General features: G+C 74.5%; 32 protein-coding genes. 13 read left to right on the top strand and 19 right to left on the bottom strand.

Annotated elements, in window-relative coordinates; all coding sequences use genetic code 11:
- Nucleotides 1–2: 2 nt before the first annotated feature.
- The 3 genes from MVA48_RS00670 to MVA48_RS00680 all read right to left on the bottom strand — a co-directional run bounded on the left by MVA48_RS00670 (nucleotide 3) and on the right by MVA48_RS00680 (nucleotide 1,071).
- The gene (locus tag MVA48_RS00670) at nucleotides 3–533 is read right to left on the bottom strand and encodes a hypothetical protein (protein WP_246984588.1); all 531 of its coding nucleotides are present in this window, start codon (nucleotides 531–533) and stop codon (nucleotides 3–5) included.
- Nucleotides 494–703 carry a hypothetical protein gene (locus MVA48_RS00675; RefSeq protein WP_246984590.1) on the bottom strand — a complete coding sequence of 70 codons (210 nt, stop codon included), beginning with the start codon at nucleotides 701–703 and terminating at the stop codon, nucleotides 494–496. The genes MVA48_RS00670 and MVA48_RS00675 overlap by 40 nt, the downstream gene beginning before the upstream one ends.
- An 86-nt stretch (nucleotides 704–789) precedes the next feature.
- Nucleotides 790–1,071 carry a DUF427 domain-containing protein gene (locus MVA48_RS00680; protein WP_246984592.1) on the bottom strand — a complete coding sequence of 94 codons (282 nt, stop codon included), beginning with the start codon at nucleotides 1,069–1,071 and terminating at the stop codon, nucleotides 790–792.
- Between the two features lie 161 nt (nucleotides 1,072–1,232).
- Between MVA48_RS00680 and MVA48_RS00685 the strand changes: the two genes are divergently transcribed.
- Nucleotides 1,233–1,469, top strand: a complete 237-nt coding sequence (locus tag MVA48_RS00685; protein WP_246984594.1) for a hypothetical protein — start codon at nucleotides 1,233–1,235, stop codon at nucleotides 1,467–1,469.
- Here MVA48_RS00685 and MVA48_RS00690 read toward each other — a convergent pair.
- Nucleotides 1,455–1,799 carry a PaaI family thioesterase gene (locus MVA48_RS00690; RefSeq protein WP_256461153.1) on the bottom strand — a complete coding sequence of 115 codons (345 nt, stop codon included), beginning with the start codon at nucleotides 1,797–1,799 and terminating at the stop codon, nucleotides 1,455–1,457. The two genes, MVA48_RS00685 and MVA48_RS00690, sit on opposite strands and share 15 nt — an antisense overlap.
- A gap of 260 nt (nucleotides 1,800–2,059) precedes the next feature.
- Between MVA48_RS00690 and MVA48_RS00695 the strand changes: the two genes are divergently transcribed.
- Nucleotides 2,060–2,476: an LppU/SCO3897 family protein gene (locus MVA48_RS00695; protein ID WP_246984596.1), complete on the top strand. Its 417-nt coding sequence runs from the start codon at nucleotides 2,060–2,062 to the stop codon at nucleotides 2,474–2,476.
- A 70-nt stretch (nucleotides 2,477–2,546) separates the two neighbouring features.
- On the opposite strand, the gene MVA48_RS00700 is transcribed toward MVA48_RS00695, so the two are convergent.
- On the bottom strand, nucleotides 2,547–3,059 hold the full coding sequence (locus MVA48_RS00700) for a DUF421 domain-containing protein (protein WP_246984598.1): 513 nt from the start codon (nucleotides 3,057–3,059) through the stop codon (nucleotides 2,547–2,549).
- Nucleotides 3,060–3,115: 56 nt separating this feature from the next.
- Between MVA48_RS00700 and MVA48_RS00705 the strand changes: the two genes are divergently transcribed.
- The gene (locus tag MVA48_RS00705) at nucleotides 3,116–4,006 is read left to right on the top strand and encodes a potassium channel family protein (RefSeq protein ID WP_246984599.1); all 891 of its coding nucleotides are present in this window, start codon (nucleotides 3,116–3,118) and stop codon (nucleotides 4,004–4,006) included.
- Here the strand turns inward: MVA48_RS00705 and MVA48_RS00710 are convergent.
- Both MVA48_RS00710 and MVA48_RS00715 read right to left on the bottom strand, forming a co-directional pair.
- On the bottom strand, nucleotides 3,997–5,223 hold the full coding sequence (locus MVA48_RS00710; RefSeq protein ID WP_246984601.1) for a cation:proton antiporter domain-containing protein: 1,227 nt from the start codon (nucleotides 5,221–5,223) through the stop codon (nucleotides 3,997–3,999). The genes MVA48_RS00705 and MVA48_RS00710 overlap by 10 nt on opposite strands.
- Nucleotides 5,220–5,930: a hypothetical protein gene (locus tag MVA48_RS00715; RefSeq protein ID WP_246984603.1), complete on the bottom strand. Its 711-nt coding sequence runs from the start codon at nucleotides 5,928–5,930 to the stop codon at nucleotides 5,220–5,222. Before MVA48_RS00715 ends, MVA48_RS00710 begins: the two co-directional genes overlap by 4 nt.
- A gap of 154 nt (nucleotides 5,931–6,084) precedes the next feature.
- On the opposite strand from MVA48_RS00715, the gene MVA48_RS00720 reads away from it, so the two are divergent.
- Together MVA48_RS00720 and MVA48_RS00725 are read left to right on the top strand one after the other, a co-directional pair.
- Nucleotides 6,085–6,507 carry a YciI family protein gene (locus MVA48_RS00720; RefSeq protein WP_246984605.1) on the top strand — a complete coding sequence of 141 codons (423 nt, stop codon included), beginning with the start codon at nucleotides 6,085–6,087 and terminating at the stop codon, nucleotides 6,505–6,507.
- Nucleotides 6,504–7,805 carry an RNA polymerase sigma factor gene (locus MVA48_RS00725; protein WP_246984607.1) on the top strand — a complete coding sequence of 434 codons (1,302 nt, stop codon included), beginning with the start codon at nucleotides 6,504–6,506 and terminating at the stop codon, nucleotides 7,803–7,805. Before MVA48_RS00720 ends, MVA48_RS00725 begins: the two co-directional genes overlap by 4 nt.
- A 7-nt stretch (nucleotides 7,806–7,812) precedes the next feature.
- Here MVA48_RS00725 and MVA48_RS00730 read toward each other — a convergent pair whose 3' ends face one another.
- From MVA48_RS00730 to MVA48_RS00755, 6 genes are all read right to left on the bottom strand, one after another.
- The gene (locus MVA48_RS00730; RefSeq protein WP_246984609.1) at nucleotides 7,813–8,175 is read right to left on the bottom strand and encodes a hypothetical protein; all 363 of its coding nucleotides are present in this window, start codon (nucleotides 8,173–8,175) and stop codon (nucleotides 7,813–7,815) included.
- Nucleotides 8,172–8,666 (bottom strand): SRPBCC family protein, encoded by a 495-nt coding sequence (locus tag MVA48_RS00735; protein ID WP_246984611.1) that lies wholly within the window; start codon nucleotides 8,664–8,666, stop codon nucleotides 8,172–8,174. Before MVA48_RS00735 ends, MVA48_RS00730 begins: the two co-directional genes overlap by 4 nt.
- Nucleotides 8,667–8,675: 9 nt before the next feature.
- On the bottom strand, nucleotides 8,676–9,305 hold the full coding sequence (locus MVA48_RS00740) for a TetR/AcrR family transcriptional regulator (protein WP_246984613.1): 630 nt from the start codon (nucleotides 9,303–9,305) through the stop codon (nucleotides 8,676–8,678).
- Between the two features lie 41 nt (nucleotides 9,306–9,346).
- Nucleotides 9,347–9,775, bottom strand: a complete 429-nt coding sequence (locus MVA48_RS00745) for a MarR family winged helix-turn-helix transcriptional regulator (protein WP_246984615.1) — start codon at nucleotides 9,773–9,775, stop codon at nucleotides 9,347–9,349.
- Between the two features lie 231 nt (nucleotides 9,776–10,006).
- Nucleotides 10,007–10,297: a hypothetical protein gene (locus MVA48_RS00750; protein WP_246984616.1), complete on the bottom strand. Its 291-nt coding sequence runs from the start codon at nucleotides 10,295–10,297 to the stop codon at nucleotides 10,007–10,009.
- Complete coding sequence (locus MVA48_RS00755; RefSeq protein ID WP_246984619.1) at nucleotides 10,294–10,734, bottom strand: GNAT family N-acetyltransferase; 441 nt, start codon at nucleotides 10,732–10,734, stop codon at nucleotides 10,294–10,296. The genes MVA48_RS00750 and MVA48_RS00755 overlap by 4 nt, the downstream gene beginning before the upstream one ends.
- 137 nt (nucleotides 10,735–10,871) lie before the next feature.
- Here MVA48_RS00755 and MVA48_RS00760 point away from each other — a divergent pair, with 137 nt between their 5' ends.
- From MVA48_RS00760 to MVA48_RS00785, 6 genes are all read left to right on the top strand, one after another.
- Nucleotides 10,872–11,894: an iron ABC transporter substrate-binding protein gene (locus MVA48_RS00760; RefSeq protein WP_246984621.1), complete on the top strand. Its 1,023-nt coding sequence runs from the start codon at nucleotides 10,872–10,874 to the stop codon at nucleotides 11,892–11,894.
- A 104-nt stretch (nucleotides 11,895–11,998) separates the two neighbouring features.
- The gene (locus MVA48_RS00765; RefSeq protein ID WP_246984623.1) at nucleotides 11,999–13,501 is read left to right on the top strand and encodes an ABC transporter permease; all 1,503 of its coding nucleotides are present in this window, start codon (nucleotides 11,999–12,001) and stop codon (nucleotides 13,499–13,501) included.
- A gap of 55 nt (nucleotides 13,502–13,556) precedes the next feature.
- On the top strand, nucleotides 13,557–14,642 hold the full coding sequence (locus MVA48_RS00770; RefSeq protein WP_246984625.1) for an ABC transporter ATP-binding protein: 1,086 nt from the start codon (nucleotides 13,557–13,559) through the stop codon (nucleotides 14,640–14,642).
- Between the two features lie 67 nt (nucleotides 14,643–14,709).
- On the top strand, nucleotides 14,710–15,498 hold the full coding sequence (locus tag MVA48_RS00775; RefSeq protein ID WP_246984627.1) for an aldolase: 789 nt from the start codon (nucleotides 14,710–14,712) through the stop codon (nucleotides 15,496–15,498).
- Nucleotides 15,495–16,358: an NAD-dependent epimerase/dehydratase family protein gene (locus MVA48_RS00780; RefSeq protein ID WP_246984629.1), complete on the top strand. Its 864-nt coding sequence runs from the start codon at nucleotides 15,495–15,497 to the stop codon at nucleotides 16,356–16,358. Before MVA48_RS00775 ends, MVA48_RS00780 begins: the two co-directional genes overlap by 4 nt.
- Complete coding sequence (locus MVA48_RS00785) at nucleotides 16,355–17,032, top strand: glycosyltransferase (RefSeq protein WP_246984631.1); 678 nt, start codon at nucleotides 16,355–16,357, stop codon at nucleotides 17,030–17,032. Before MVA48_RS00780 ends, MVA48_RS00785 begins: the two co-directional genes overlap by 4 nt.
- A gap of 16 nt (nucleotides 17,033–17,048) precedes the next feature.
- Here MVA48_RS00785 and MVA48_RS00790 read toward each other — a convergent pair whose 3' ends face one another.
- From MVA48_RS00790 to MVA48_RS00815, 6 genes are all read right to left on the bottom strand, one after another.
- A complete protein-coding gene (locus MVA48_RS00790; RefSeq protein ID WP_246984639.1) occupies nucleotides 17,049–18,485 on the bottom strand; it encodes a glycosyltransferase family 39 protein in 1,437 nt (478 codons plus the stop codon).
- Between the two features lie 24 nt (nucleotides 18,486–18,509).
- Nucleotides 18,510–19,010: a DUF6328 family protein gene (locus MVA48_RS00795; RefSeq protein WP_246984641.1), complete on the bottom strand. Its 501-nt coding sequence runs from the start codon at nucleotides 19,008–19,010 to the stop codon at nucleotides 18,510–18,512.
- Nucleotides 19,011–19,103: 93 nt separating this feature from the next.
- Nucleotides 19,104–19,472 (bottom strand): PGPGW domain-containing protein, encoded by a 369-nt coding sequence (locus MVA48_RS00800; protein WP_246984643.1) that lies wholly within the window; start codon nucleotides 19,470–19,472, stop codon nucleotides 19,104–19,106.
- 91 nt (nucleotides 19,473–19,563) lie between these two features.
- On the bottom strand, nucleotides 19,564–20,109 hold the full coding sequence (locus MVA48_RS00805; protein WP_246984645.1) for a hypothetical protein: 546 nt from the start codon (nucleotides 20,107–20,109) through the stop codon (nucleotides 19,564–19,566).
- Between the two features lie 94 nt (nucleotides 20,110–20,203).
- Nucleotides 20,204–20,473, bottom strand: coding sequence for a DUF2277 domain-containing protein (locus MVA48_RS00810; protein ID WP_246984647.1), 270 nt, complete (start codon nucleotides 20,471–20,473; stop codon nucleotides 20,204–20,206).
- Between the two features lie 29 nt (nucleotides 20,474–20,502).
- The gene (locus tag MVA48_RS00815) at nucleotides 20,503–21,153 is read right to left on the bottom strand and encodes a hypothetical protein (protein WP_246984649.1); all 651 of its coding nucleotides are present in this window, start codon (nucleotides 21,151–21,153) and stop codon (nucleotides 20,503–20,505) included.
- A 116-nt stretch (nucleotides 21,154–21,269) separates the two neighbouring features.
- On the opposite strand from MVA48_RS00815, the gene MVA48_RS00820 reads away from it, so the two are divergent.
- Both MVA48_RS00820 and MVA48_RS00825 read left to right on the top strand, forming a co-directional pair.
- Nucleotides 21,270–21,671, top strand: a complete 402-nt coding sequence (locus MVA48_RS00820) for a hypothetical protein (protein ID WP_246984650.1) — start codon at nucleotides 21,270–21,272, stop codon at nucleotides 21,669–21,671.
- Between the two features lie 30 nt (nucleotides 21,672–21,701).
- Nucleotides 21,702–22,592, top strand: a complete 891-nt coding sequence (locus MVA48_RS00825) for an SDR family NAD(P)-dependent oxidoreductase (protein WP_246984653.1) — start codon at nucleotides 21,702–21,704, stop codon at nucleotides 22,590–22,592.
- Nucleotides 22,593–22,698: the final 106 nt, after the last annotated feature.

Below are 22,698 nucleotides of genomic sequence, written 5' to 3' on the forward strand. Positions count from 1 at the left end.
TGTCACGCGCCCGTGCGCTCGGGGTGCCGGAGCAGGCTGATCGACACCGCCAGCACCCACACCAGACCGAGAAGACCGAGCACGTCGGTGGGGCCGTCGGCGGCGAAGGGAAGGCTGGCGACCAGGGCCACTCCCAGGGCGATCCCCGAGGGTCCGGCCCACCGGGGCAGCGTGCGCGTCGCCCGTGCGGCCGCCCCGGTCGCCGCGAGGAACAGGGCGAACGGGACCAGGGCGATGAAGTAGCTGAGGGACCGCAGGTCGTTCAGCGCGGTCAGCACCGCCGGGTCCGTCGTGCCGTGGGAGGCGAGCCAGAGCGCCGCGGCGCCGGCCGACATCCCCGGCGCGAGGCAGACGGCGACGTAGACCGTCGCCGCCATCCGGGCGGTGGGCGCCAGCAGCCCGTCGGCCAGGGCCGAGCCCCGCACGCGCGAGGTCAGCAGCGCGGCGAAGGCCAGGAAGAGCACCAGCCCCAGCACCTCGATGATGCCGCCGGTCAGCGTCCTGGCCAGGCCGGCGCCGGTGTAGAAGGCCACGACCTCGCTCTCGGGGAGGTGATCGTGGCGTGCGTGGGCGCCGCGATGGCGAAACCGGCGGCGACGAGCACGATGCTCGCGACGCCGATGCCGGCGCCGATGCGGGTGGTGCGGGCGTCGGTCGCCCCGCGGTCGGTCGGTCGCTCCGTGGTGGTGACGGTGGTGGTCATGCCTCCACGGTGGGGCGGACCGGCGTCGGGCACATGAGTCGACGTCCCGGCCGGGCCGGGATCCTCTCCCGACCCCTGCGGGAGGATCAGCGGACCTGCACGCCTCGCCAGAACGCGACCCGCCCGGTGATCTCCTTCGCGGCGTCCTTGGGTGTGGGGTAGTACCAGGCGGCGTCCCGGTTCACCTGGCCGTCGACCTCGAGGGAGTAGTAGGAGGCCGTGCCCTTCCACGGGCAGACGGTGTGGGTGTCCGATGGACGCAGGACGTCGTCGCGCACGGCCTCGCGCGGGAAGTACGCGTTGCCCTCGACGGTGACGATGTCGTCGGACTCGGCGATGACGGTGCCGTTCCAGGTCGCAGTGGTCATGCCGGAGGCGAACGCGCGGTGGCGTTCGACTAGTCCCGACTAGTCCCCGTCCGGCAGCGACGCCGCGGGTTCCGGGTGGGGGAGCCACCCCCCTCGGCTCGACGAGGGGGATGATCGACAGGTCGACACATCGACTGGTCGACCTGTCACCGGGAGGACGCATGACGCAGGCCCCCGAACCGCCGGACGGCGGACGCCGCTCGAACGATCCCGACGAGGTCACCCGCCGCGGTGCGAGCGGACGGCGGCTGGTCGCACTCGTCGCCGTCGGCGTCCTGGTCGTCGTCCTCGTCGTGTGGCTGGTCCTCTACCTCACCGCCAGCGAGACCTCCGACGAATCGATGGGACCGGGCCACCCGGCGGTGCCGGCGTCAGCGGTGCAGTCAGTGGTGCAGTAGCGCGAACGTCGCGACCGCGTGCACCAGGCCGCGGTCCTCCTGCTCGACGTCGGCCTCGCAGACCGTGAGGTGCTCGCCCTTGGTGCGCAGGCGCGCCGTCACCACGAGTTCCCCGGGCCTGCCCGGCCGCAGGTAGGTGACGGTCAGCTGGCTGGTGGCCGGCACGTCACCGTCGCCGGCCACGGTACGGACCGCCGTCCCCATGGCCGTGTCCACCAGCGTCGCCAGGACGCCGCCGTGCACGGTGCCGGCCGGGTTGAGGTGCTCCTCCCGCGCCTCGAACCGGATGCTGGCCGAGCCGTCGTCGGCTCGCTCGACGTGGACACCCAGCCGCTCCGCGAACCCCCGGCCGCCGCATTCCCCATGTCCGGCCCCTACCCGGCTGTGCCGGTATGACGCACGGCGGTCCGGTGGGGCGGACGAAACCGTTCGTTACCGCACCGTGACTGAACGTGTGCCCTCCGGCGGGTCCCCGTCGGTGAAGCTTCCCCGCGATCCGCACCACGACCCGCACCGCGACCCGCACCACGACCCGCACCGCGACCCGCACCGCGACCCGCACCGCCAGCCGACCGCACGGGAGACCCGCCATGACCACGTCCGAGATCCAGCCGCCCGCCCAGCAGCCTGTCCAGGGTGGCTACCCCGCGCCGGCCGAGCCCGAGCAGAAGAGCGGCGCCAAGAAGTGGGCGTCGATCGCCGGCACCGTCGTGGTCGTCGGCGGGGTCGCCGCGTACAACTTCACGGGTGGCTTCGGACTCGGCAACCCCGAGGTCGGCGACTGCGTGAAGATGACCAGCGAGACCGAGTTCGAGACCGTCGACTGCGGTGCCGGCGACGCCGAGTACAAGGTCGTCGGCATCGACGAGCAGGAGATGACCTACCCGGAGTTCGAGGCCGCCCCGATCGAGGACATCTGCGTCGACTTCGCGACGACCGAGGTGGCCCTCTGGATCGGCGACATCGTCACCGAGCCGGGCACGATCTACTGCGGCGCGGCCCTCTGATCCACCGCACGTCCTGATCCACCGCACGTCCCGAGTGCCCCGCCGGTCCGCCGGCGGGGCACTCGTCGTCTCAGGACGTCGTGCCGACGCCCTCGAGTGCCGAGCGGTCCCCGGCTCTCGAGCGCGAGATCACGCTCAGCGAGCCGTCGGACTCCAGCACGACCGCCGCCACGTCGGACAGGTCGCCGCTGCCGGTGGAACGCACCGCCTGGCGGATCTCGTCGAGAGTCACCCGCTGACGCAGGAGCGCCTGCGGGAGGGGACGGCCGTCCTCCAGCAGCAGCGTCGGACGGGCGGTGACCGTCGCGCGGCCACGTGTCGTGCGGGCCGTCGTCCAGGCCACCGCGAACTGCAGTGCCGCCAGCAGGGCCAGCGCCGCGGCACCCTCGGCCCAGGCCACGTCGCTGCTCAGCAGGATGGTGGCAAGCGTCGAGCCGAAGGCCACGCTCACCACCCAGTCGAAGGCGTTGAGCTTGGCCAAGGTGCGTTTTCCGGAGAACCGCAGCACCACCACCACGGTGACGTAGGCAGCCGCTCCGACGGCGAGCACGCGTGCGATGTCGGACCAGGAGTCGAACCACATGGTCCCGCCCATACCCGCGCCGCCCGAAGGCACCGTCGTTGGGCAGACTGCGGAGAATGCTCTGGATCGACTGGCTGCTCACCGGGGTCGGCGCCGTGGTCGTGCTCGTGGCCCTCCGCGACATCTTCCACACGATCTGGCACCCGAGCGGCCGCGGCGACCTCAGCCACCTGGTGATGCGCGGCCTCTGGCGGCTCGGCCGGCGCCGCCGCGACCAGGGGGCCGCAGGGGTGCTCACGGGACCGCTCGCCCTGGCCCTGGTGATCGGGATGTGGCTGGTGCTCATCATCGGGGGCGGTGCCCTGGTGTACCTGCCGCACCTCCCGGAGGGCTTCCTCTTCCAGAGCGGCGTGGACGTGAGCGAGCGCAGCGCCGTGCTCGACGCGGTCTACCTCTCCACCGTCACGCTCGCGACCCTCGGCTTCGGCGACATCGTGCCGCAGGCCGGCTGGCTCCGGATCGTCGTCCCCATGCAGGGGCTCATCGGGTTCGCCCTGCTCACCGCATCGGTCACCTGGGTGCTGCAGGTGTATCCCGCACTCAGTCGGCGGCGGGTGCTCGCGGTGCGACTCGCCCTGCTGCGCACCGTGCCGCCCGGAGAGCTCCTCGGCGACCCGCAGTCCACGTTGGCCGCCCCGCTGCTGGACGGCCTGGCGGGTGGGCTGGTCCAGGCCCGCGTCGACGTCACGCAGTACAGCGAGACCTACTACTTCCGGGACGGTGTCGAGGAGGCGGCGCTGCCGGCCATGCTCTCGGTCGCATCCGACCTGTGCGCTGCGGGCCGCACCGCACCACGGACGGACGTCCGCGTCGCCGCCGACCTGCTGGGCACCGCGATCGCCGACTTCGCGCGGGTCCTCGACGAGCAGTTCCTGCGGGTCGGCGGCTCGACCGGCGACGTGCTGGCCGCGTACGCGGCGGCGCACCACTACGGGCGTCAGGCCTGAGTGGGGGATTCCTTCGGCTCGGTCGCCCTGCGGTAGAGGGCCCGCCCGGGCGCGGCGGTGATCCCGTGCACGACGGTGCTCGCCGCGACCACCAGCGTGCCCGCCGCGATCACCGTCGGCTCGGCGCCCAGCCGCTCGGCCTCCATGGACAGGTAGAAGATCGCCGAGACCCCGATGGGCCCGAACCAGCCCAGGTGCAGGGCGTCGGGCAGGCCCAGCCCGAGCGGGCGCCGCAGCAGCAGGACCACGGGCAGCCGCCGGAGCACCAGGACACCGACCGCCAGGGCGACGCCCGCCGTCCCGAGCTCGGCCCACGCCGACCAGGGCAGCGCGGCGCCGAGCGCGATGAAGAGGGGGACGACGAGGAACCGGTTCACGGCCTCGTCGATCGGCGCGTCCGTCGTCCGCTCCGCGCCGGTGGCCACGACGTTGAACGCCAGGCCGCAGACGAAGACGGCGAGCACGCCGTCGACCTTCATGATCCCCGACAGCCCGAGCACGGCGAAGGCCAGGACGACGGTGAACAGCGCCAGGGGACCGGGATCGGTGGCCCCGTGCTCCTCGCCGGACCGGAGCGCCCGGCCGCCCAGCCAGCCCAACAGCGCCCCCACGGCCACGGCTCCGGCCACCTGCCACAGCGACTCCAGGACGGCCGCACCACCGGTGAGCGGACCGGCCAGGGCGACGGCGAGGAGCACGATCGGCAACGCCAGGCCGTCGTTGGCCCCGGACTCCAGCGACAGGATCTGCCGGTCGCGGGCGGGCAGGTCCTCCTCGGCCGGTGTTCCGGTGACCACGTTCGAGGCGAGCACGGGGTCGGTCGGGCAGAGCGCCGCACCGAGCAGCGCGGCCGACCCCAGGCCGAGCCCCAGCAGCGCCGCAGACAGGCCCGCCGTCACCAGCGCCATGACCGGCATCGCGACCGCGAGCAGGATCAGCACCGGACGCAGCCGGGACCGGGCCGCGCCGAAGGGGTAGCGCAGCGCGACGCTCATGACCGAGATCGCCAGCAGCAGGCGGGTCGCGGTGTGCGCCCAGGTGTGGTCCTCGGTCAGCGGCGCCAGGGGCAGCAGGCCCAGGACGGCCGGGCCCAGGAGAACGCCGACGGCGAGGCCGACGAGGGGCTCCGACAGGGGCAGCCGCCGGAGCCGGGTGGAGAGGGCCGCGATCCCGATGCCCAGGACGCCCCCGGCGAGCAGGAGGAGGTCGATCGTCACCGGGTGCCACTGCCCGCGACGGCGTCGTCCGATGCGCCGGGAAACGCAGGTCCCCCGAGACCGATGGCCCGCTCGCGGCCCAGGAAGTACGCGCCGAGGGCCCCCGCCACGGTGGCGAAGACGGCGACCGAGTAGACCGCGAGGACGACGTCCAGGACGCGGGCCAGACCTCCGTCGGCCGTGAGCGGCTCACCGCTGACCGTGGCCAGCGCGGCGTCGTAGAGGGCGGGACCGTAGGCGTCATAGGCGCCGACGACGTAGAGCAGCTGACTCGCGGCCAGGATGACCACTCCCGTGACGGCGGTGAGCCAGCCGAGCCGCCCGGAGAGCAGCCGCCCGGCCGATCGCGAACCGCGCACGGCGGCCGACACCACTCCGCCGACCCGTGCGGCACGCAGCAGGGTCAGTGCGCGGGCGAACCGCAGGAAGGGCAGGGCGAGGAAGATCAGCTGCCACCAGTTCCGCGACCAGAACCGCCGTCGGTCCCGGGCGCTCACGGCGCGGTAGGCGAACTCGGCCACGAAGACGACCCAGGCCAGCCATCCCAGGACGCTGAGGGTGGTCACCAGCCAGGCGTCCCGGGCCAGCGACTGCCCGAGGACGACGAGGACGAAGACCAACCCCAGGATGCCCATCGGCTTGTCGAGGCGCCTGGCCAGCCCCTCGGTCTCGGGGTCGTCCGCGGGGTGCTTCTCCGACGGTTGCATGCCGAGCGCTTACCCGAGGCCGCCGCCCGATCGACCGCCCGGAAAATTGTTGTGTCGTCGTGTCGATCCGGGCGAGGGTCGTTCGACGTCTCGGTAGAACGGGGTCCACGCCGGTCGGCAGGACCGGCCCCCGTCCCGACCGGAGGAGACCGCAATGCGCTTCATGGTGATCGTCAAGGCGACCGAGGCCAGCGAGCGGGGCGAGCTGCCGAGCACGGACCTGCTCGAGGCGATGGGCGCCTACAACGAGGAGCTGGTGAAGGCCGGCATCATGCTGGACGGCGACGGCCTGCGCCCGAGCTCGTACGGCGCCCGCGTGCAGTTCGACGCGGAGGGCAACACCACGGTCGTCGACGGCCCGTTCGCCGAGACCAAGGAGCTGGTCTCCGGCTACTGGGTCTTCGAGGTCTCCTCCCGCGAGGAGGCGATCGAGTGGGCGAAGAAGGCGCCGTTCCGCGGTGGTGAGCTCGAGATCCGTCCCTTCTCGGTCGCCGAGGACTTCGGTGACGCCTTCACGCCCGAGCTGCAGGAGAAGGAGAACGAGCTGCGCGAGGCCGTGGCTCAGCGCGGCGCGTGACCCTGCCGCCCGCGCCGGCGGCGTCGACGGCGAACCTGCACCGCGTCGTCGACGCCGTCTGGCGCATGGAGTCGGCCAGGCTGATCGGTGCCCTCACCCGCGTCACCGGCGACGTCGGCCTGGCCGAGGAGCTCGCGCAGGACGCCCTCGTCGCGGCGCTCGAGCAGTGGCCCGGGACCGGGGTGCCGGCCAAGCCGGGCGCCTGGCTCATGGCCACCGCCAAGCACCGGGCGATCGACACGTTCCGCCGGTCGGCGAACCTCCGGCGCAAGACGGAGCTGCTCGGGCGCGACCTCGAGGAGGCCGACGAACCCGACTGGGCGGCCGAACTGGACGAGGTGGTCGAGGACGACGTCCTGCGGCTGATCTTCATCGCCTGCCACCCGGTGCTCTCCCGCGAGGCCCGGGTCGCGCTCACCCTCCGGCTGGTCGGCGGCCTGACCACCGACGAGATCGCCCGCGCCTTCCTCGTGCCCGAGAAGACGCTGGCGCAGCGGATCGTGCGGGCCAAGCGCACGCTCACCGCCGCGCACGTGCCCTTCGAGATGCCGGCCGGCACCGAGTTCGACGCGCGGGTCGGGTCGGTCCTCGAGGTGCTGTACCTGATCTTCAACGAGGGTTACTCCGCGACGGCGGGAGAGGACCTCGTGCGCCCGTCCCTGTGCCAGGAGGCCATGCGTCTGGGCCGGATCCTGGCGGGCCTGGTACCGCGCGAGCCGGAGGTGCACGGCCTGGTCGCGCTCATGGAGATCCAGGCCTCGCGGCTGGCCGCCCGCGTCGGCCCGGCCGGTGAGCCGGTGCTGCTGACCGAGCAGGACCGCAGCACCTGGGACCGCATGCTGATCGCCCGCGGGCTCGCCGCGCTCGACCGCGCCGAGGGTCGTGCCGCGGACCAGGGCCGGGCGCTCGGGCCCTATGCGCTGCAGGCCGCGATCGCCGCCTGCCACGCGCGCGCGGCGACGATCGAGGACACCGACTGGGCGCGCATCGCCGCCCTCTACGAGGCGCTGGCCGCGCTGACGCCGTCCCCGGTGGTGGAGCTCAACCGCGCCATGGCCGTCTCCCGGGCCTACGGCCCGGCGGCCGGCCTGGAGCTGGTCGATCGCCTGGTCGACGTCCCGGCGCTCCGTGGGTACCACCTCCTGCCCAGCGCCCGGGGTGATCTGCTCGAGCAGGTGGGACGGCGCGAGGAGGCGCGCGCGGAGTTCGAGAGGGCCGCGTCGCTCACCCGCAACGAGCGGGAGCGGAGGCTCCTGCTGGACCGGGCGACGGCGTGCGCGCCCCGGCTCGACGGCTGAACGCCGGTCAGCCGCGGACGAGCCGCCGGGCGTGGTCGGCCTCGGCGAAGTCGACGGGGGAGGGGCCGGACTCGACCAGCTGCCAGGTGGTCCGGGTGCCGTCAGGGGTGTCGCCCCAGCCGCGGGCGAGCACCTCGTCGACCATGCGGCGCACCCGCGGCTCGTCGGCCGGCTCGGCGGCGAAGAGCAGTCGCAGGGTGAGCTCGCTGCCGGAGCGGTGCACCCGGGTGTGGTGCGGTGCCAGCGGGCAGGGCGGCTCGTGGGTCCAGCTGCCGCACAGCGCCGTCGTGATCGCGCCCCCGGGCGCGTGCTCGTCGCCGTCGTCGTCGAGCACGAGGACGGCGTCGTGCGCGAACGGCTGCCGGGTCATCGCTGCTCGGTCGCTCCCTCCCGCTCGAGTGTCGCGCGCAGCCGCTCGAGGGTGGTGCGCATGCCCTCGCGCAGCGCGGCCCGCCGGTCGGAGCCGCCGAAGACCTTCTCGATGACCAGCCAGCCGAACCGGCTCACCGGCCGCTGCACCGTGTAGCTCTCGGTCACCCGGGTGCCTCCGTCGACGGGTTCGAGAAGGTAGCGCCAGGCGATGGTGCCGGAGAAGGGCTCCGTGCGCGTGAACGCGAACTCCCGGCCCGGCTCGGCGACGGTGACCACGGGCCGGTTCCTCCACCGCCGTCCGTTCGCCGCGGTGTTCACCGACTCGAACCGCGCTCCGACGGCCGGTCCGGTGGCACCGTCCAGCCACCGGACGCTGGTGACCTCCGGACTGAACTCGGGCGTCCGGGTCACGTCGGCGACGAGTGCGTAGACGTCCTGCGGGCGGGCGGCGACGACGGTGCTGACCTCGTCGTGGTCCAGCGTCTGCACGGTGACTCCTCAGGGGGTGTAGGCGGAGAGGAACTGGTCGATCGCGGTTCCGGTGAGCCGGCTGAAGGCGCCCTCCTCGAAGGGCACACCGGGCTGGTTGGCCAGCTGCTGGGAGATCAGCCCGCTGAGCAGGACGGTCCAGAGCCGGACGGCGTCGTCGGTGCTCGCGGCGGGGGAGAGGTGGCCCGCCCGCACCGCCGCGGCGAAGGCGCTCCGCACCAGCACCATGTCGTCCCGGCTGGGCGCGAACGCCTCGGGCGACGGCTCGAACCCGGGGACCGGGCGCCAGTGCAGCAGCTGGGCCAGTGCGGGGTTGGCCACGGCCCACCGGACGACGGCCGCGCCGCCCGCGCGGAGCTGGGCCACGCCCGGCGGCAGCCCCTCGACCGCCGCTGCCACGGCGGCCTGCTGCGCCCGCAGCCCGCGGAGGAACAGCGCGTCGTAGATCGCGTGCCGGGAGGGGAAGTACTTGTACAGCGAGGGCCCCCGGATGCCCATGCGCCGGGCGACCTCGTTGACGCTCAGCGCGCCGACCCCCTCGGCGGCCATCAGGGCCACCGCGTGGTCGAGCGCCTCCTCCATGACCCCGGCCCGGCGGCGCTCGATTCTCGACGCTTCGGGGCTTGAAGGGATAGCCACGGCTAGAGGGTCTAGCCAACGCGCTCGGCTGTCAAGGGGGATCAGTCGGGTCGCGCGTTCTCCCTGAGCAGCTCGAGCAGTCGACGGAGCTCGGCCACGTCGCCGTCCTCCAGGCCGGCTCGGAGGCGGCCGTCGAAGGATGCCGCGACCCGGCGCAGGCGCAGGAAGAGTGCCCGACCCGATTCCGTCACGGTGACGAGCTGGACGCGCCTGTTCCCCTCCCCGCGGCGGCGGCTCACGAGGCCGGCCCGCTCCATGGCGTCGAGGTGGTGGACCAGCGTCGGCTGCCGCACGCCGATCGCCTCCGCGAGCTCCGCCTGGCTCCGGTGGTCGCCGCCGGCGAGGGCGAGCAGGACCTGCCAGACCGGTGTCGAGCCGCCCGCCGCGACGAGGACGTCGTCGAACGCCCTGTTCAGCTCCTTGGCCGAGCGGCCGATCAGCAGGCTCAGCGACTCCTCCGACGCGCCCACGCCCTCAACTTAGCCGTCGAACGGTTAGGCATCTAATCCTTGTCGAACGGGTCGACACGCCGGAGGAACGAGCGGATCGCCAGGTGGTGCGAGAGCGGCTCGCGGTGCTCGTCGCACGCCGTCCAGACCTTCTCCCGGTCGGGCGTGTGCACCTTCGGGTTGTTCCAGACCAGCCGCCAGCGGGCCGCCGCCGGCAGCCCCTCGACGAGCAGATCGCCGGCTCGGCCTCGTTCACGGCAGGCGGTCCAGCAGCGCCGCCGCCAGCGCGGCGGCGGCCGGGTCGTCCTCGCCGGCGGCGCTGCGCAACCACGCCACCAGGGGCGGGGCGATGGCCGGGGAGAGGGCGACGATCCAGTCCGCGGTGTTCACCCTGGCTTCGGCCACGTGCTCGGTGCTGCCGTCCGGCCGGTGGGCGATCACCTCGGGACGGCTGGCCAGCAGGCCACCGGGTCGCCAGTCGCCGTCGGTCGTGCGGGCGGCCAGCCGCTCGAGCCGGTCCGCGGCCGCCCGGAGCTCGCTCATGCCGCTTCCCGGCGCATCGGGACGTGCGGGATGCCGTCCTCGACGTAGCCCGGGCCGCTCCTCCGGAACCCGAAGCGCTCGTACCAGCCCTCGAGGTGGGCCTGGGCGCCGAGGGTGATCGGATATCCGGTGCACAGGGCGATGCCCTCCTCCATCAGCCGCGCGGCCAGCCCGCGGCCGCGGGCGGCCGCGGCGGTGGCGACGCGGCCGATCACGCGGGTGTCGCCGTCGTCCAGCACGCGGATCGTGGCCAGCACCTCGCCGTCCTCCTCGAACCAGAGGTGCACGGTCCCCGGCTCGAGGTCCCGGCCGTCCAGTTCCGGATAGGGGCACTCCTGCTCGACGACGAACACGTCCACGCGCAGCCGGCAGAGCCCGTAGACCTCGAACGGCGTCAGCTCGGCGAACGGTGCGCGGCGCGGGGAGGGGGCGGTCACGGACCAGTTGTAGCCGACGGCCCCCGGGGCTAGGTGGCTGCCATGACGGAGGAGCATCATGGTTAGGTGTGCCTTGCCTATCTGCGGGGCCTATCCGCAGGGCCTACATCGCAGGGCCTACATGGAGGAGTCAGCACGTGACCAGCGCCCGGCGGGCGATCGCCAGCCTCGTTCCCGCCTTGACCCTCGCCGGTGCGCTGACCGCCTGCGGCGACTCCGCAGCGTCGGAGGCCGAGACGCTGACCGTGTACAGCGCTCAGCACGAGAGCCTGGTCCGCACGATGGTCGAGGGCTTCACCGAGGAGACCGGCATCGAGCTGGAGTTCCGCGACGCCAACGACTCCGAGCTGGCCAACCAGATCGTGCAGGAGGGGGAGGCGTCGCCGGCCGACGTCTTCCTCACCGAGAACAGCCCGTCGATCGACGTCGTCGACCGCGCCGGGCTGCTCGCCCCGATCGACCCGGCGACGCTGGAGCAGGTCGAGGCGCCCTACCGGCCGGAGTCCGGCAACTGGGTCGGGTTCGCCGCTCGCTCCACCGTCCTGATCTACAACCCGGCGGAGATCGGCGAGGACGAGCTCCCCGCCTCGATGCTCGAGCTCGCCGACCCCGCGTGGGAGGGTCGGGTCGCCGTCGCCGCCGGTGGTGCGGACTTCCAGGCCATCGTCAGCGCCGTCCTGGCGCTCGAGGGCGAGGACGCCACCCGCGAGTGGCTCACCGGCCTGGAGCGCAACGCCGAGGTCTACGCGAGCAACACCGCCATCATGAAGGCCGTCGACGAGGGCGAGGTGCCCGTCGGCATCACCTACCACTACTACTGGTTCCGCGACCAGGCGCAGGACGGGCTGATCGGCGACGACGCGAAGCTGCACTACTTCGGCAACCAGGACCCGGGCGCGTTCGTCTCGGTCTCCGGTGCCGGTGTGCTCGCCTCCTCCGACCAGCCGGACGACGCCCAGCGGCTGGTCGAGTGGCTGACCAGCCCCGCGGCGCAGGAGCGGCTCGCCGACAGCCGCGCGCTCGAGTACGCCGTGGGCGTGGGCGTCGACTCCGCCGAGGCGCTGCCGCCCCTGGCCGAGCTCCAGGCGCCGGACGTCGACCCCGGCTCGCTCGACTCCGAGCGGGTCACCGAGCTGATGCAGGAAGTCGGTCTGCTCTGACCACACCCACGCTGCCGGTCCCGGGCCCCGGGGCGCCGATCCCCGCGGCGCCCCGGGGCTCGCGGCCGTCCGCGTCACCGGCGCGCCGCCTGCGCCGGTCGCCGGTGACGCTGGCGCTCGCGGTGGCCGTGGCCGCACTGGCGCTGCTGCCCCTGGGCTACATCGCCTGGTACACCGTCGACCTCGGCTGGGCCGGTGTCCGGGAGCTGGTGTTCCGGCCCCGGGTGGGGGAGCTGCTCTGGAACACCGCCCGGCTCGTGGTCGGCACGGTGGTCTGCTGCGCCGTCCTCGGGGTGGGAGCTGCCTGGCTGGTGGAGCGGTCCTCGGTCCCGGCCCGCCGGGTGTGGCACGTGCTGCTCGTGGCGCCGCTGGCGGTGCCGGCGTTCGTGAACAGCTACGCGTGGATCTCGCTGCTGCCCGGCCTGGACACCTACGGCGGCGCGCTGCTGGTGGTCTCGCTGTCGTACTTCCCGTTCGTGTACCTGCCGGTGGCGGCGGCCTTCCGCGGCCTGGACCCGGCGCTGGAGGAGACCGCACGCGGCCTGGGCCTGTCCACCTGGGCGGTGTTCCTGCGCGTGCAGCTGCCCCAGCTGCGCGTGGCGCTGCTCGGGGGCAGCCTGCTGGTCGCCCTGCACCTGCTCGCCGAGTTCGGCGCGCTGCAGATGCTGCGCTACCCGACCTTCACGACCGCGATCTACGACCAGTACCGCGCCACCTTCAACGGCCCGGGCGCCACGATGCTGGCCGGCGTCCTCGTGCTGCTGTGCCTGGCCCTGCTGCTGGCCGAGCTGCGACTACGCGGCCGACGGGGGTACGCCCGCACGGCGCGCGGCGCCGCCCGCCCCGTCGTCCCGGTCGCCCTGCGGCGGCTCACCGCGCCGGCGCTGGCGGCACTGGCCGCGCTCGTCGGGCTCGCGCTGCTCGTGCCCCTGGCCAGCCTCGGCTACTGGCTGACCGCCGGCCGGCCGGCGGCGGTCGACTGGGCGGGCCTGACCGCCACCACCGGGACGACGGTGGCGCTGGCCGCCGCGGCCGCCGCCCTGACCACCGCCATGGCCCTGCCCACCGGGTGGCTCGCCGTCCGCGCCCGCGGCCGGATCTCCACCCTGCTCGAGCGCAGCACGTACCTCGGCAGCTCGGTGCCCGGCATCGTCGTCGCCCTGGCGCTGGTGACGCTGAGCATCCGGGCCACGCCGTGGCTGTACCAGACCGTCCCGGTCCTGCTGGCCGCCTACGCAATCCTCTTCCTGCCCCGCGCGATCGTGACCGTGCGCTCGGCGGTCGAGCAGTCGCCGCCGCTGTACGACGACGTGGCGGCGTCCCTCGGCTCCTCGGCGCCCGACCGGCTGCGGCGGGTGACCCTGCCGCTGCTGGCGCCGGGCATCGGGGCAGGCGCCGCGCTGGTGTTCCTGGCCGTGGTCACCGAGCTGACCGCGACACTGCTGCTGGCCCCGACGGGAACGACCACGCTGGCGACGGCGTTCTGGTCGGCGAGCAGTGCCCTCGAGTACGGCGCCGCCGCCCCGTACGCCGTGATCATGGTGCTGCTGTCGGCGCCAGCTACCGTGCTGCTGTCCCGAGACGCCCGACGAGGTCTGACGACATGAGGTTCACCCCACGAAAACGCTCCGCTCCGCTACACGTTTCCGCGGGGACCCCGAGATGAGTGCCCTGACGGTGAAGGCGCTGACCAAGGCCTTCGGCACCACCCCGGTCCTCACCGGGGTGGACCTGCACGTGCCCGAGGGCAGCTTCACCGCACTCCTCGGCCCGTCGGGCTGCGGCAAGACGACGCTGCTGCGCCTGATCGCCGGGTTCGACGACCCCGACTCCGGCACCGTGGCGCTGGGCGACCGCGTGGTGGCGGGCGAGGGCCGCAGCGTCGCCGCGCGGCGCCGCGGCGTGGGTTTCGTCCCGCAGGAGGGCGGCCTGTTCCCGCACCTCACGGTCGCGGACAACATCAGCTTCGGGCTGCCCCGCCGTCAGCGCCGCGACGGCGGGCGGGTGCGCGAGCTGCTGCAGCTGGTCGGCCTGGACGCGGTGCTCGCCGACCGTTCGCCGCACCAGCTGTCCGGCGGCCAGCAGCAGCGGGTGGCGTTGGCCCGGGCCCTGGCGCCCGAGCCGTCGCTGGTGCTGCTGGACGAGCCGTTCTCCTCCCTCGACGCCGGGCTGCGCGAGGAGACCCGGATGGCCGTCTCCGCCGCGTTCTCCGCGTCGGGCGCGACCGCCGTGCTGGTCACCCACGACCAGGCCGAGGCGCTGTCGATGGCCGACCAGGTCGCGGTGCTCCGCGGCGGCCGGCTCGTGCAGCTCACCGACCCGCGCACCCTCTACCGCGCCCCGCGCGACCTCGACGTGGCGACCTTCGTCGGCGAGGCGGTCGTGCTCGACGCCGAGGTGCGCGAGGGGACGGCGCACTGCGTGCTGGGCGCCGTCCCGTGCGAGGGAACGGTCGCCGACGGACCGGCCCGGGTGCTGCTGCGTCCCGAGCAGCTGCGGCTCTCGGGCGCCGGACCCGGTGCCGGCGTGGTCGCGCGGGTGCGCGGCGTCGACTTCTACGGTCACGACTCCCGGATCTGGCTCGTGCTCCCGGACGGACGCAGCGTGAGCGCCCGGCTCGACGGTTCCGACCTTCCCTCGGTCGGCGACGACGTCGCCGTGACGGTGCGCGGCACGGCGCTGGCCTTCCCGGCCGGCGTGGGCGAGGCCGGGAAGGCCAGCGCGGCGCCGCTCCCGACGTCGGCCTGACCGCGCCGACGCACCGCGTCGGGGCCGATGCCCGCCCGCCTCGTTAGGGAAGCCTAAGCTTCCTCGCGTGGACCTCTTCCTCTTCACGGTGGACCCCGGGTGGGGGCGTGACGTCGTCGCCGCCGGAGCGGCCGGGATCGTCGTCGACTGGGAACGCCGGGGCAAGGCCCGCCGGCAGCTGGGGGAGAACACCCAGATCAACGAGGACACCCCCGAGGACCTCGCCCGAATGCGCGCGGCCACCGACGGGCGGCTGATCTGCCGCATCAACGGATTCGGCCCGTGGACCGCCGCCGAGGTCGACGCCGCCACCGCCCTCGGCGCCGACGAGATCCTGCTGCCGATGGTCCGCACGCCCGACGAGGTGGACCGCACCCTCGACCTCGCCGCCGGCCGGTGCGGCGTCGGCATCCTCGTGGAGACGCAGGACGCCGTCGACCGGGCGGCCGCGTTCGCGCGCCGGCCGCTGTCGCGCCTCTACGTGGGGCTCAACGACCTGCGCATCGACCGCCGCTCCGATCAGCTGTTCCGGCCGCTGGTCGACGGCACCGTCGACGCCGTCCGCGCCGAGGTGACGATGCCCTTCGGCGTGGGTGGGCTGACCCTCCCCGGGCGGGGCTTCCCCGTCTCGGCCGGTCTGCTCGCCGCGGAGCTGGTCCGCCTGCGCGCCGACTTCACCTTCCTGCGGCGCTCGTTCACCGCCGACATGGCCGGTCGCGACCCGTTCACCGAGGTGCCGCGGCTGCTGGAGTCCATCGCCGCGCTGCGACGCACCGGGCCCGCCGACGCGGCCGCGCTCCGGTCGCGGTTCGTGACCGCCGCGACCGGGGAGCCGGTCGCGGCGGCGTCGGCGTGAGGGCCCTGGTCACCGGTGCCGGTGGCTTCGTGGGCCGGCACCTCGTGGACCGGCTGACCGCCGACGGATGGGACGTCGTCGGCCTCACCCGCGCCTCGGTGGACCTCGCCGACCCGGTGGCCGGCGCGGCCGCGGTGCGCGCCGCCGACCCCGACGTGGTCTTCTCCCTGGCCGCCGGCCGCGCCAAGGCGACGGCGGCCGAGCGGGCGGCGACCACGGCGGTCAACACCAGCCCCTGGCTGGTCGACGCGCTGCCCGACCGGTGCCGCGCGGTGGTCCGCCTCGGCTCGTCCACCGAGTACGCCGCCTCGGCGCGCCCCCTGACCGAGGACGCCGCCCTCGAGCCGCGCGGCTTCTTCGGCGCGACCAAGGCGGCCGGCTCGGTGCTGCTGCGGGCCGCTGCCGCCGAGCGGGGCGTGCGGGCTGCCGTCCTGCGCGCCTTCCAGGTCTACGGCCCCGGAGACCACCCGACCCGGCTGGTCCCGGTGGTGCTGTCCGCGGGCCGCGCCGGCGGCACCGTGCCGCTGCCCGCCCGCATCAGCCGCCGGGACTGGGTCTGGGTGGGCGACGTCGTCGACGCCTGCGTGCGGGCGGCCACCGACGACGCGCTCCCGCCCTCGGTGGTCCTCAACATCGGCACCGGCGTCCAGACCAGCACCGAGGAGCTGGTCGACACCGCCGCACGGGTGACCGGCCGGCCGATCGCCACCCTGGCGGGCGCGCACCCGGGCCGCGACTGGGACACCGCCGACTGGGTCTGCGACCCGACGGCGGCCCGCCGCCTGCTGGGCTGGGCGCCGACCGTCGACCTCGCCGAGGGGCTGGCGCGGACCTGGGCCGCGGAGGGGATGGCCGCGTGAGGGTCGCCGTCGTCGTCCCCGTCCACGGCAACGAGACGACGCTGCGGCCGCTGGCCCAGCGGCTGGGCACCGCGCTGGCCGGCCGGGACTGGCGACTGCGGCTGGTCATCGACGCCTCCCCGGACGACAGCGGTGCCGTTGCCGGCGCGCTGGCCGGTGACGACCACCGCATCGGCGTCACCTGGCTGACGGTGAACGTGGGCCAGCACGCCGCGCTCGCGCACGGCCTGGCCGCCGAGCCCGAGGCCGATGCCTGGGTGTGCCTGGACGCCGACCTGCAGGACCCGCCCGAGGCCGTGCCGGCGCTGCTCGACCGCCTCGCCGCCGGTGACGTCTCCGCCGTGTTCGCCGGGCGCCGTGGCCGCTACGAGTCACGGATGCGGCGGCTCACCGGCACCGTGCACCGGCGGGTCGTCGCGCGGCTCACGGGGCTGCCCCCCGATGCGGGCGCGTTCCTGGCCATGGACGCCGCCGTCCGCGACGCCGTCGTGTCCGCGGTGCGTGACCGGGACGCGCCCAGCGTCGTCCTCGCCGTCGGCCGGTCGGGTCGTCCGGTGACCAGCCTGCCCGTCGAGCGCGACGTCCGGGCGGAGGGCCGGTCGGCGTGGAGCGGACGCGCGCGGCTGCGGCAGTCCGTGCGCTCGCTGGTCTGGGCGGTGCGGTCCCGCCGCTGACCGGACGGACGCCCGGTCACCGCTCCCAGAGCTGGAGGACCAGGTGGGTCTTGCTGGCCGAGAAGTTGTACGCCCGGACCATCTCGAGTCCGGCCGCGCGCATGATCTCGTCGTCGTCCGTGGGCTCGGGCACGTGATCGATCAGCCTGCGGACGAGCCAGACCCGGTCGGCGTCGGAGGGCGCGTCGTCCGGGGGCAGCACCACGTCGGGGCGCAGCTGCGGCGCCAGCTCCCGCACGAAGTGGTCCAGCCCCAGCGCCGACCGCTGGTCGGCGGCGACGATCGGCTCGCCGGAGCGGTGCAGTCCGGCCAGCTTCGCGACCAGCTCGTCGGAGCGCTCGCGCGGGCCCCGCTCGGTCATCGGCATGCTGGCGACGAGCGCGAGGACGAGCAGCAGCGCCCCCGCCGGCCACCGCGCGAGCCGGGGCAGCGCCATCGCTCCCGCCGCGGCGAGCAGGCCCACGCCCAGCAACCCGACGAGCAGGTACCGCGGCAGGTACACGGGGCGGACGAGCTCGACCAGCACCAGCAGCAGCAGCGGGACCAGCGCCCACGCCGCGGCGACGGCCCGCACCCCGCGTGCGCGCACGGCGCCGACCACGGCCAGGACCACGGTGAGGACCAGCAGCGGTGTCCACCTGCCCGCCCAGGCGTCCACGGCCCGGAACGGCAGGGCGCCGCCGGTGCCGACCAGGTGCTCGGCGTTGCGCCCGCCCGTGCCGTTGAGCAGGTTGACCAGCACCATGCCGGCGGTGGGCAGGGCGGCGAGGGCACCGGTGAGCACGACGGGCAGCGCCCGGCGGCCGCGCAGCGCCACCGCCGCCACCACGAAGGCGGCCAGCACCGTCGCGGCGTACCAGTGCATCAGCCCCATGCCGGCGCCGGCGAGCCCGAAGAGCCACAGGCCCCGCGGGGCCTCCTGCAGCCAGCGGGCCAGGCCGAGGAGCGCGCCGCCGGTGGCCAGCACGGCGAGCCCGTAGCTGCGCGCCTCGACCGACTGCTCGAGCACCAGCGGGCTCGCCGCCAGCACCAGACCCGCCAGGACGCCGGTCGCGCGTCCGGCCAGTCGCGCCGTCGCGCGGGTGATCAGCGCCAGCCCACCGGCGGTGGCCAGCAGCGAGAGCACCCGCAGGGACGTGTCGCTGCCGACGCCCGGCAGCGACATCCAGCCGTGCACCACGACGTAGTAGGGCGCGTTGTACGACGGAGGAACGGTGGCGAGGTACTCGGTGGTCCCGCGCCCGGAGGCCACCGCCGACACGATCTCGGCGAGGGGGAGCCGGGCCACCTCCGCGGTGAACAGCTCGTCGAACCAGAGGCCGTGCCCGGGCCGCAGCAGCAGGTGACCGAGGAACAGGATCAGCGCGACCGGCAGCAGTTCCAGCGGTGACCAGCGGAGCACCGGCTCCGGCCGGGCGGGGGGTGCCTCCTCCCGGAGGGCGGTCGCGGTCACGCTCGAAGGTTAGGCGAGCCTTGGTCAGTCGTCGGGGAGGACCTGCTTCTTGTGCGCCCGCTGCCAGAACGGCACGGCGATCCACCAGTAGGCGAGCAGGGCCCCGATGACGCCCGCCGTCGTCCAGGCCATGGTCCGCGTGAACAGGACGTCGACGACGAGCAGCACCGCGGCGGTGACCGCGACGGCCAGCGTGCACAGGCCGAGGAACGCCGACCGGTTGGCCCGGTGCAGCAGCCCCTCCTTGTCGGCCTGCCGGAACAGCACGCGGTGCTGGGCCGCGGGCGCGATGAGCAGCGCGGTGGTGACCGCGGCCGCGACGAGGGCGACGAAGTAGACGTTCCGCTGGAAGGCGGTGGTCCGGTCGACCGTCTCCTGGAACGGGACGATCAGCAGGAAGGCGAACAGGAACTGCACGCCGGGCAGGGCGACGCGCAGCTCGTTGAGCAGCTCGATGAGCTCGCGGTCGACCCGTTCCTTGCGGGTCTCACCGTCCCGGTGGCCCCTCGCGGCGCTCTGGCTCATGTCCGAATGGTGCCCGTCCGGCCCCGTCCGTGACCCCCGGCGACGCGATCCGGTGACCCCGACATGTCGACACGTCGACATGTCGGCCGTGCGTCACAGTCCGAGCGCCACCTCGGCCTGGTCGACCAGCTGGTAGTGGCCCACGGCCCAGAAGGCCACTCCGGCGGCCGCGAGCCCGCCGACGGTGACCGCGGCCGAGCTCACCGGGTGCTGCTTGGCGTGCCGCCAGGCGTCCTGCGCCTTCCGCTTGAACGTCGCGAAGAAGCGGGCGGCCCACTGGAACTCGCTGGACCAGATCCACAGGCCGATCAGCACGGGTGGGATGGTCAGCGGGCCGGGCAGGGCGGTCAGCGCGAGCCCCAGCATCACGAACAGGAGGCCGGCGACGAAGACCGCGATCCGCCAGGGCAGGAGCAGGCTGGCGTTGGCGTGCACGCGTTCGCGGAACGACCCCGGCTTCACCGGCCGCGGCTGGCCGAGGCCGTCGCTGCAGTCGGGGCAGCGGGTGGCCCCCGGGAGTGGCGGTCGGACCGGGTGCCGGGGTCGACCGAGGTCACGCGGACACGCCCTCGAGGACCTCGGAGGCGCGCTGCTGCTCGCCGGCGTAGGAGCTGACGGCGACCAGTGCGCCGGTCAGGGCGGGGATGACCCACTGCAGCGTGTCGAGCTGCTGCTGTGCGGCGGCGACGTCGGGAGCGGTCACCCGGGCCCGCTTGCTCGGCTTGGTGCCACGCTTCGAGGGCGGGTTCTCGGCGGCGGAGACCCGCTGGCCGAGGACCCGGCTGTAGGCGGTGGCGCCGAGGGCGGCCGCGGTCAGCAGCGTCTTGAGGGTCGACATCGCCGCCACGCCCTGCTGCTGGGCGACGCGCGCCTTGTTGGCGCGGAGCTGGCCGATGCTGCCGACCAGGTGCGCGCCGATGGCCGCGGCGTTGACCGGCGTCCAGCGGTCCCAGCCCGCGTTGGCGACGCGGCCGGTGGCCGAGTCGCTGCTGGCCTCGCCGGCGGCGGCGTTGAGGGCGACGGCGTTGGCGAGCGTGCCACCGAACCATGCCGAGAGGCCCAGGTCGTGGAGCGTGCGGGAGAGGGTGGCGCGGGCCATGGCGTACTCCTGGTCGGGTCGGGGATCGGGGTGGGGGATCGGCCCCGCCCCTACCCGCCGCCACCCGTCGGCATACCAGTTGTGCGCAACGGGATCAGGTGCCGTAGCGCAGCGCCGCCCGTTCCCGAGCCTTGGCGGCCTCGACCTCCCGGTCCTTGGGCGGAGCGGTGGTGACCAGCGCCTCCAGTAGCCGGGCCGACGCGGCGGCCACCTCCGCCACCGCGCGGTCGAAGGCCTCGGCGTTGGCCCGCGACGGCTTGGTGGTCCCGCTGATCTTGCGCACGTACTGCAGGGCCGCGGCCTGGATCTCGTCGTCCGTCGTCGGCGGCTCGAAGTTGGCCAGCGGTCGGATGTTGCGGCACATGCCGGCGAGCGTATGCCCGCCGGCACGGCTCAGACCTCGAAGCCGGCGCGGTCCACCTTCCGGTGGTAGCGGTCGCCGAGCTTGCCGCCGAGCACGGCACCGAGCAACGTGACCACCAGGATCGCCACCAGCGTGATGATGCCGGCGGTGGTCGCGGTGCCCTCGTCGACCGGGATGCGCGGGAGGTTCAGCTGCGAGAGCACGTTGTACTGCGCGCCGAGGATGACCCCGGCCGCGGCCAGCACGAGTACGACGACCAGGCCGATCAGCCAGGTCGCGACGCCCTGCCGGGCCCCGTCGAACCGGGCCATGCGGCCGGCGACGTACCCGCCGGCCAGGTAGGCGAGGAACAGGATCACGAGGACGGCGATGCCGCCCCCGATGCCGAGGGTCTCGGCCTGCTCGGCGGCCTCGTCGGCGGTGTCGACGTTCTGCGCGAGGCCGAGCGCGACGCCGGCCGCCGAGGCCAGCGCGATCAGCAGGACCGCCAGGCCGTTGGCCGACAGCCAGCCGAAGAACGCCGCGCCCCACTTGATGCCGCCGAAGCGGGCGCGCTGGGCCGCGACCGCGTCGCGCCCGGCGCCACGGGTGACCGTCGCGCCGTCGGTGCGAGGGGTGTCCATCCGGACCGTCGGGTCGCGGCGGGTGGAGTCGTCCGGGGTGTGGTCGTGGTGGGCCATGTGGGCCTCCTTCTGCGGCGGAGCGCGGTGATCCCCCTGGCTGGCTGGGGAGTGGATTCCCGACCGCTGTCAGGGCAAACGACCGGTGCGGCACGTCGCCCGGACGGGGGAACGCGGTGACGGTGCTGCTCGTGGACGCCGCGAACGTCGTCGGCACCCGCCCCGACGGCTGGTGGCGGGACCGCGCCGGAGCGGCCGGCCGGCTGCTGGCCGGGCTCGCTGCGCTCCGCGGGCGACGTCTCGTGGCGGCGGACCGCACCGAGTTCGTGTGCAGCGAGGTGGTGGCGGTCCTCGAGGGCCGGGCGCGCGGGGCCACCGGTCCGGCGGGGGTGCGAGTCCTGCGCGCCGAGGGCAGCGGCGACGACGCGCTCGCCGCGGAGGCGCTTCGCCTCACCGGCCTCGGCCGCGAACTGCTCGTGGTCACCGCCGATCGCGCACTGCGCGGGCGCCTGCCGGCCGGCACGGCGGTGGCCGGCCCGGGCTGGCTGCGGGACCTGCTCGACGAACCGTCCGCATGAGGTCGCGCCCCGCCGGGTAGCGGGCGATCCGTGCCCACATCCACCGACCCGCCGACGGTCCTGATCACCGGCGCCTCCAGCGGCATCGGCCGCGCCACGGCGAAGGAGCTGGCCGGCCGCGGCGCCACGCTGGTCCTCGTCTCGCGCGGCGAGGAGTCGCTGGAGGAGGCCGCCGCCGAGGCCCGCGCCGCGGGTGCCGCCGAGGTCGTCGTCCAGACCGCCGACGTCCTCGACGAGGAGGCGTTCCGGGCCGCGGTGGACGCCACGGTGGAGCGGTTCGGCCGGCTCGACGTCGTGGTGCACGCCGCGCAGGTGATGGCCTACGGCCGGATCGAGGACGTGCCGAAGGAGGTCTACGAGCGGGTGGTCGACACCGCGGTGCACGGCACCGCCACCGTCGCCCGGGTCGTGCTGCCGGTCTTCCGCAGCCAGCACGCCGGTCATCTCGTGGTCGTGAACTCGCTGCTGGGCAACATCGCGACCCCGTTGCTCGGCAGCTACGTGACCGCGAAGTGGGGGCAGCTCGGGCTGATCCGGGTGCTGCAGCAGGAGACGCGGGACGAGCCGGGCATCTCGATCTCGGCGGTGCAGCCCGGCGGCGTCGACACCCCGATCTACGCGCAGGCCGCCTCCTGGACCGGCAGCACCGGCCGGCCGCCGCCGCCGGTCTACTCGCCCTACCGGGTGGCCCGGGTGATCCTCTCGACCCTCGACCGGCCGCGGCGGGTGGTGCAGGCCGGGCTGCTGAACCCGGTCATCACGGCCGGCTTCCGGCTGGTGCCCGGGGTGTTCGACGTGCTGGTAGGTCCGCTGCTGCAGCGGCTGGCCATCGCGGACGACGACGTGCCGCCCACCGAGGGCAACGTGTTCGAGTCCAAGCCCGCGGGCAATGCGACCGAGGGCCGCTGGCGCAGCATCTGACGACCCGGGATCGCCCGCTCGTCGACACCTGACAGGGAGCGTGGGCGGACTCACGACTTCCGTGGGCGGTGGAGCGTGCGGGGCAGCCCTCACCCTGCAACCGTGG

This window comes from Blastococcus sp. PRF04-17 (assembly GCF_023016265.1).
Taxonomy (GTDB): Bacteria; Actinomycetota; Actinomycetes; order Mycobacteriales; family Geodermatophilaceae; genus Blastococcus_B.

Excerpts from the sequence above, each read along its gene's own strand:
- MVA48_RS00675 (WP_246984590.1), bottom strand. The coding sequence starts at position 703 with ATGACCACCACCGTCACCACCACGGAGCGACCGACCGACCGCGGGGCG.
- MVA48_RS00680 (WP_246984592.1), bottom strand. The coding sequence starts at position 1,071 with ATGACCACTGCGACCTGGAACGGCACCGTCATCGCCGAGTCCGACGAC.
- MVA48_RS00685 (WP_246984594.1), top strand. The coding sequence starts at position 1,233 with ATGACGCAGGCCCCCGAACCGCCGGACGGCGGACGCCGCTCGAACGAT.
- MVA48_RS00695 (WP_246984596.1), top strand. The coding sequence starts at position 2,060 with ATGACCACGTCCGAGATCCAGCCGCCCGCCCAGCAGCCTGTCCAGGGT.
- MVA48_RS00700 (WP_246984598.1), bottom strand. The coding sequence starts at position 3,059 with ATGTGGTTCGACTCCTGGTCCGACATCGCACGCGTGCTCGCCGTCGGA.
- MVA48_RS00705 (WP_246984599.1), top strand. The coding sequence starts at position 3,116 with ATGCTCTGGATCGACTGGCTGCTCACCGGGGTCGGCGCCGTGGTCGTG.
- MVA48_RS00715 (WP_246984603.1), bottom strand. The coding sequence starts at position 5,930 with ATGCAACCGTCGGAGAAGCACCCCGCGGACGACCCCGAGACCGAGGGG.
- MVA48_RS00720 (WP_246984605.1), top strand. The coding sequence starts at position 6,085 with ATGCGCTTCATGGTGATCGTCAAGGCGACCGAGGCCAGCGAGCGGGGC.
- MVA48_RS00730 (WP_246984609.1), bottom strand. The coding sequence starts at position 8,175 with ATGACCCGGCAGCCGTTCGCGCACGACGCCGTCCTCGTGCTCGACGAC.
- MVA48_RS00750 (WP_246984616.1), bottom strand. The coding sequence starts at position 10,297 with ATGAGCGAGCTCCGGGCGGCCGCGGACCGGCTCGAGCGGCTGGCCGCC.
- MVA48_RS00770 (WP_246984625.1), top strand. The coding sequence starts at position 13,557 with ATGAGTGCCCTGACGGTGAAGGCGCTGACCAAGGCCTTCGGCACCACC.
- MVA48_RS00795 (WP_246984641.1), bottom strand. The coding sequence starts at position 19,010 with ATGAGCCAGAGCGCCGCGAGGGGCCACCGGGACGGTGAGACCCGCAAG.
- MVA48_RS00805 (WP_246984645.1), bottom strand. The coding sequence starts at position 20,109 with ATGGCCCGCGCCACCCTCTCCCGCACGCTCCACGACCTGGGCCTCTCG.
- MVA48_RS00810 (WP_246984647.1), bottom strand. The coding sequence starts at position 20,473 with ATGTGCCGCAACATCCGACCGCTGGCCAACTTCGAGCCGCCGACGACG.
- MVA48_RS00815 (WP_246984649.1), bottom strand. The coding sequence starts at position 21,153 with ATGGCCCACCACGACCACACCCCGGACGACTCCACCCGCCGCGACCCG.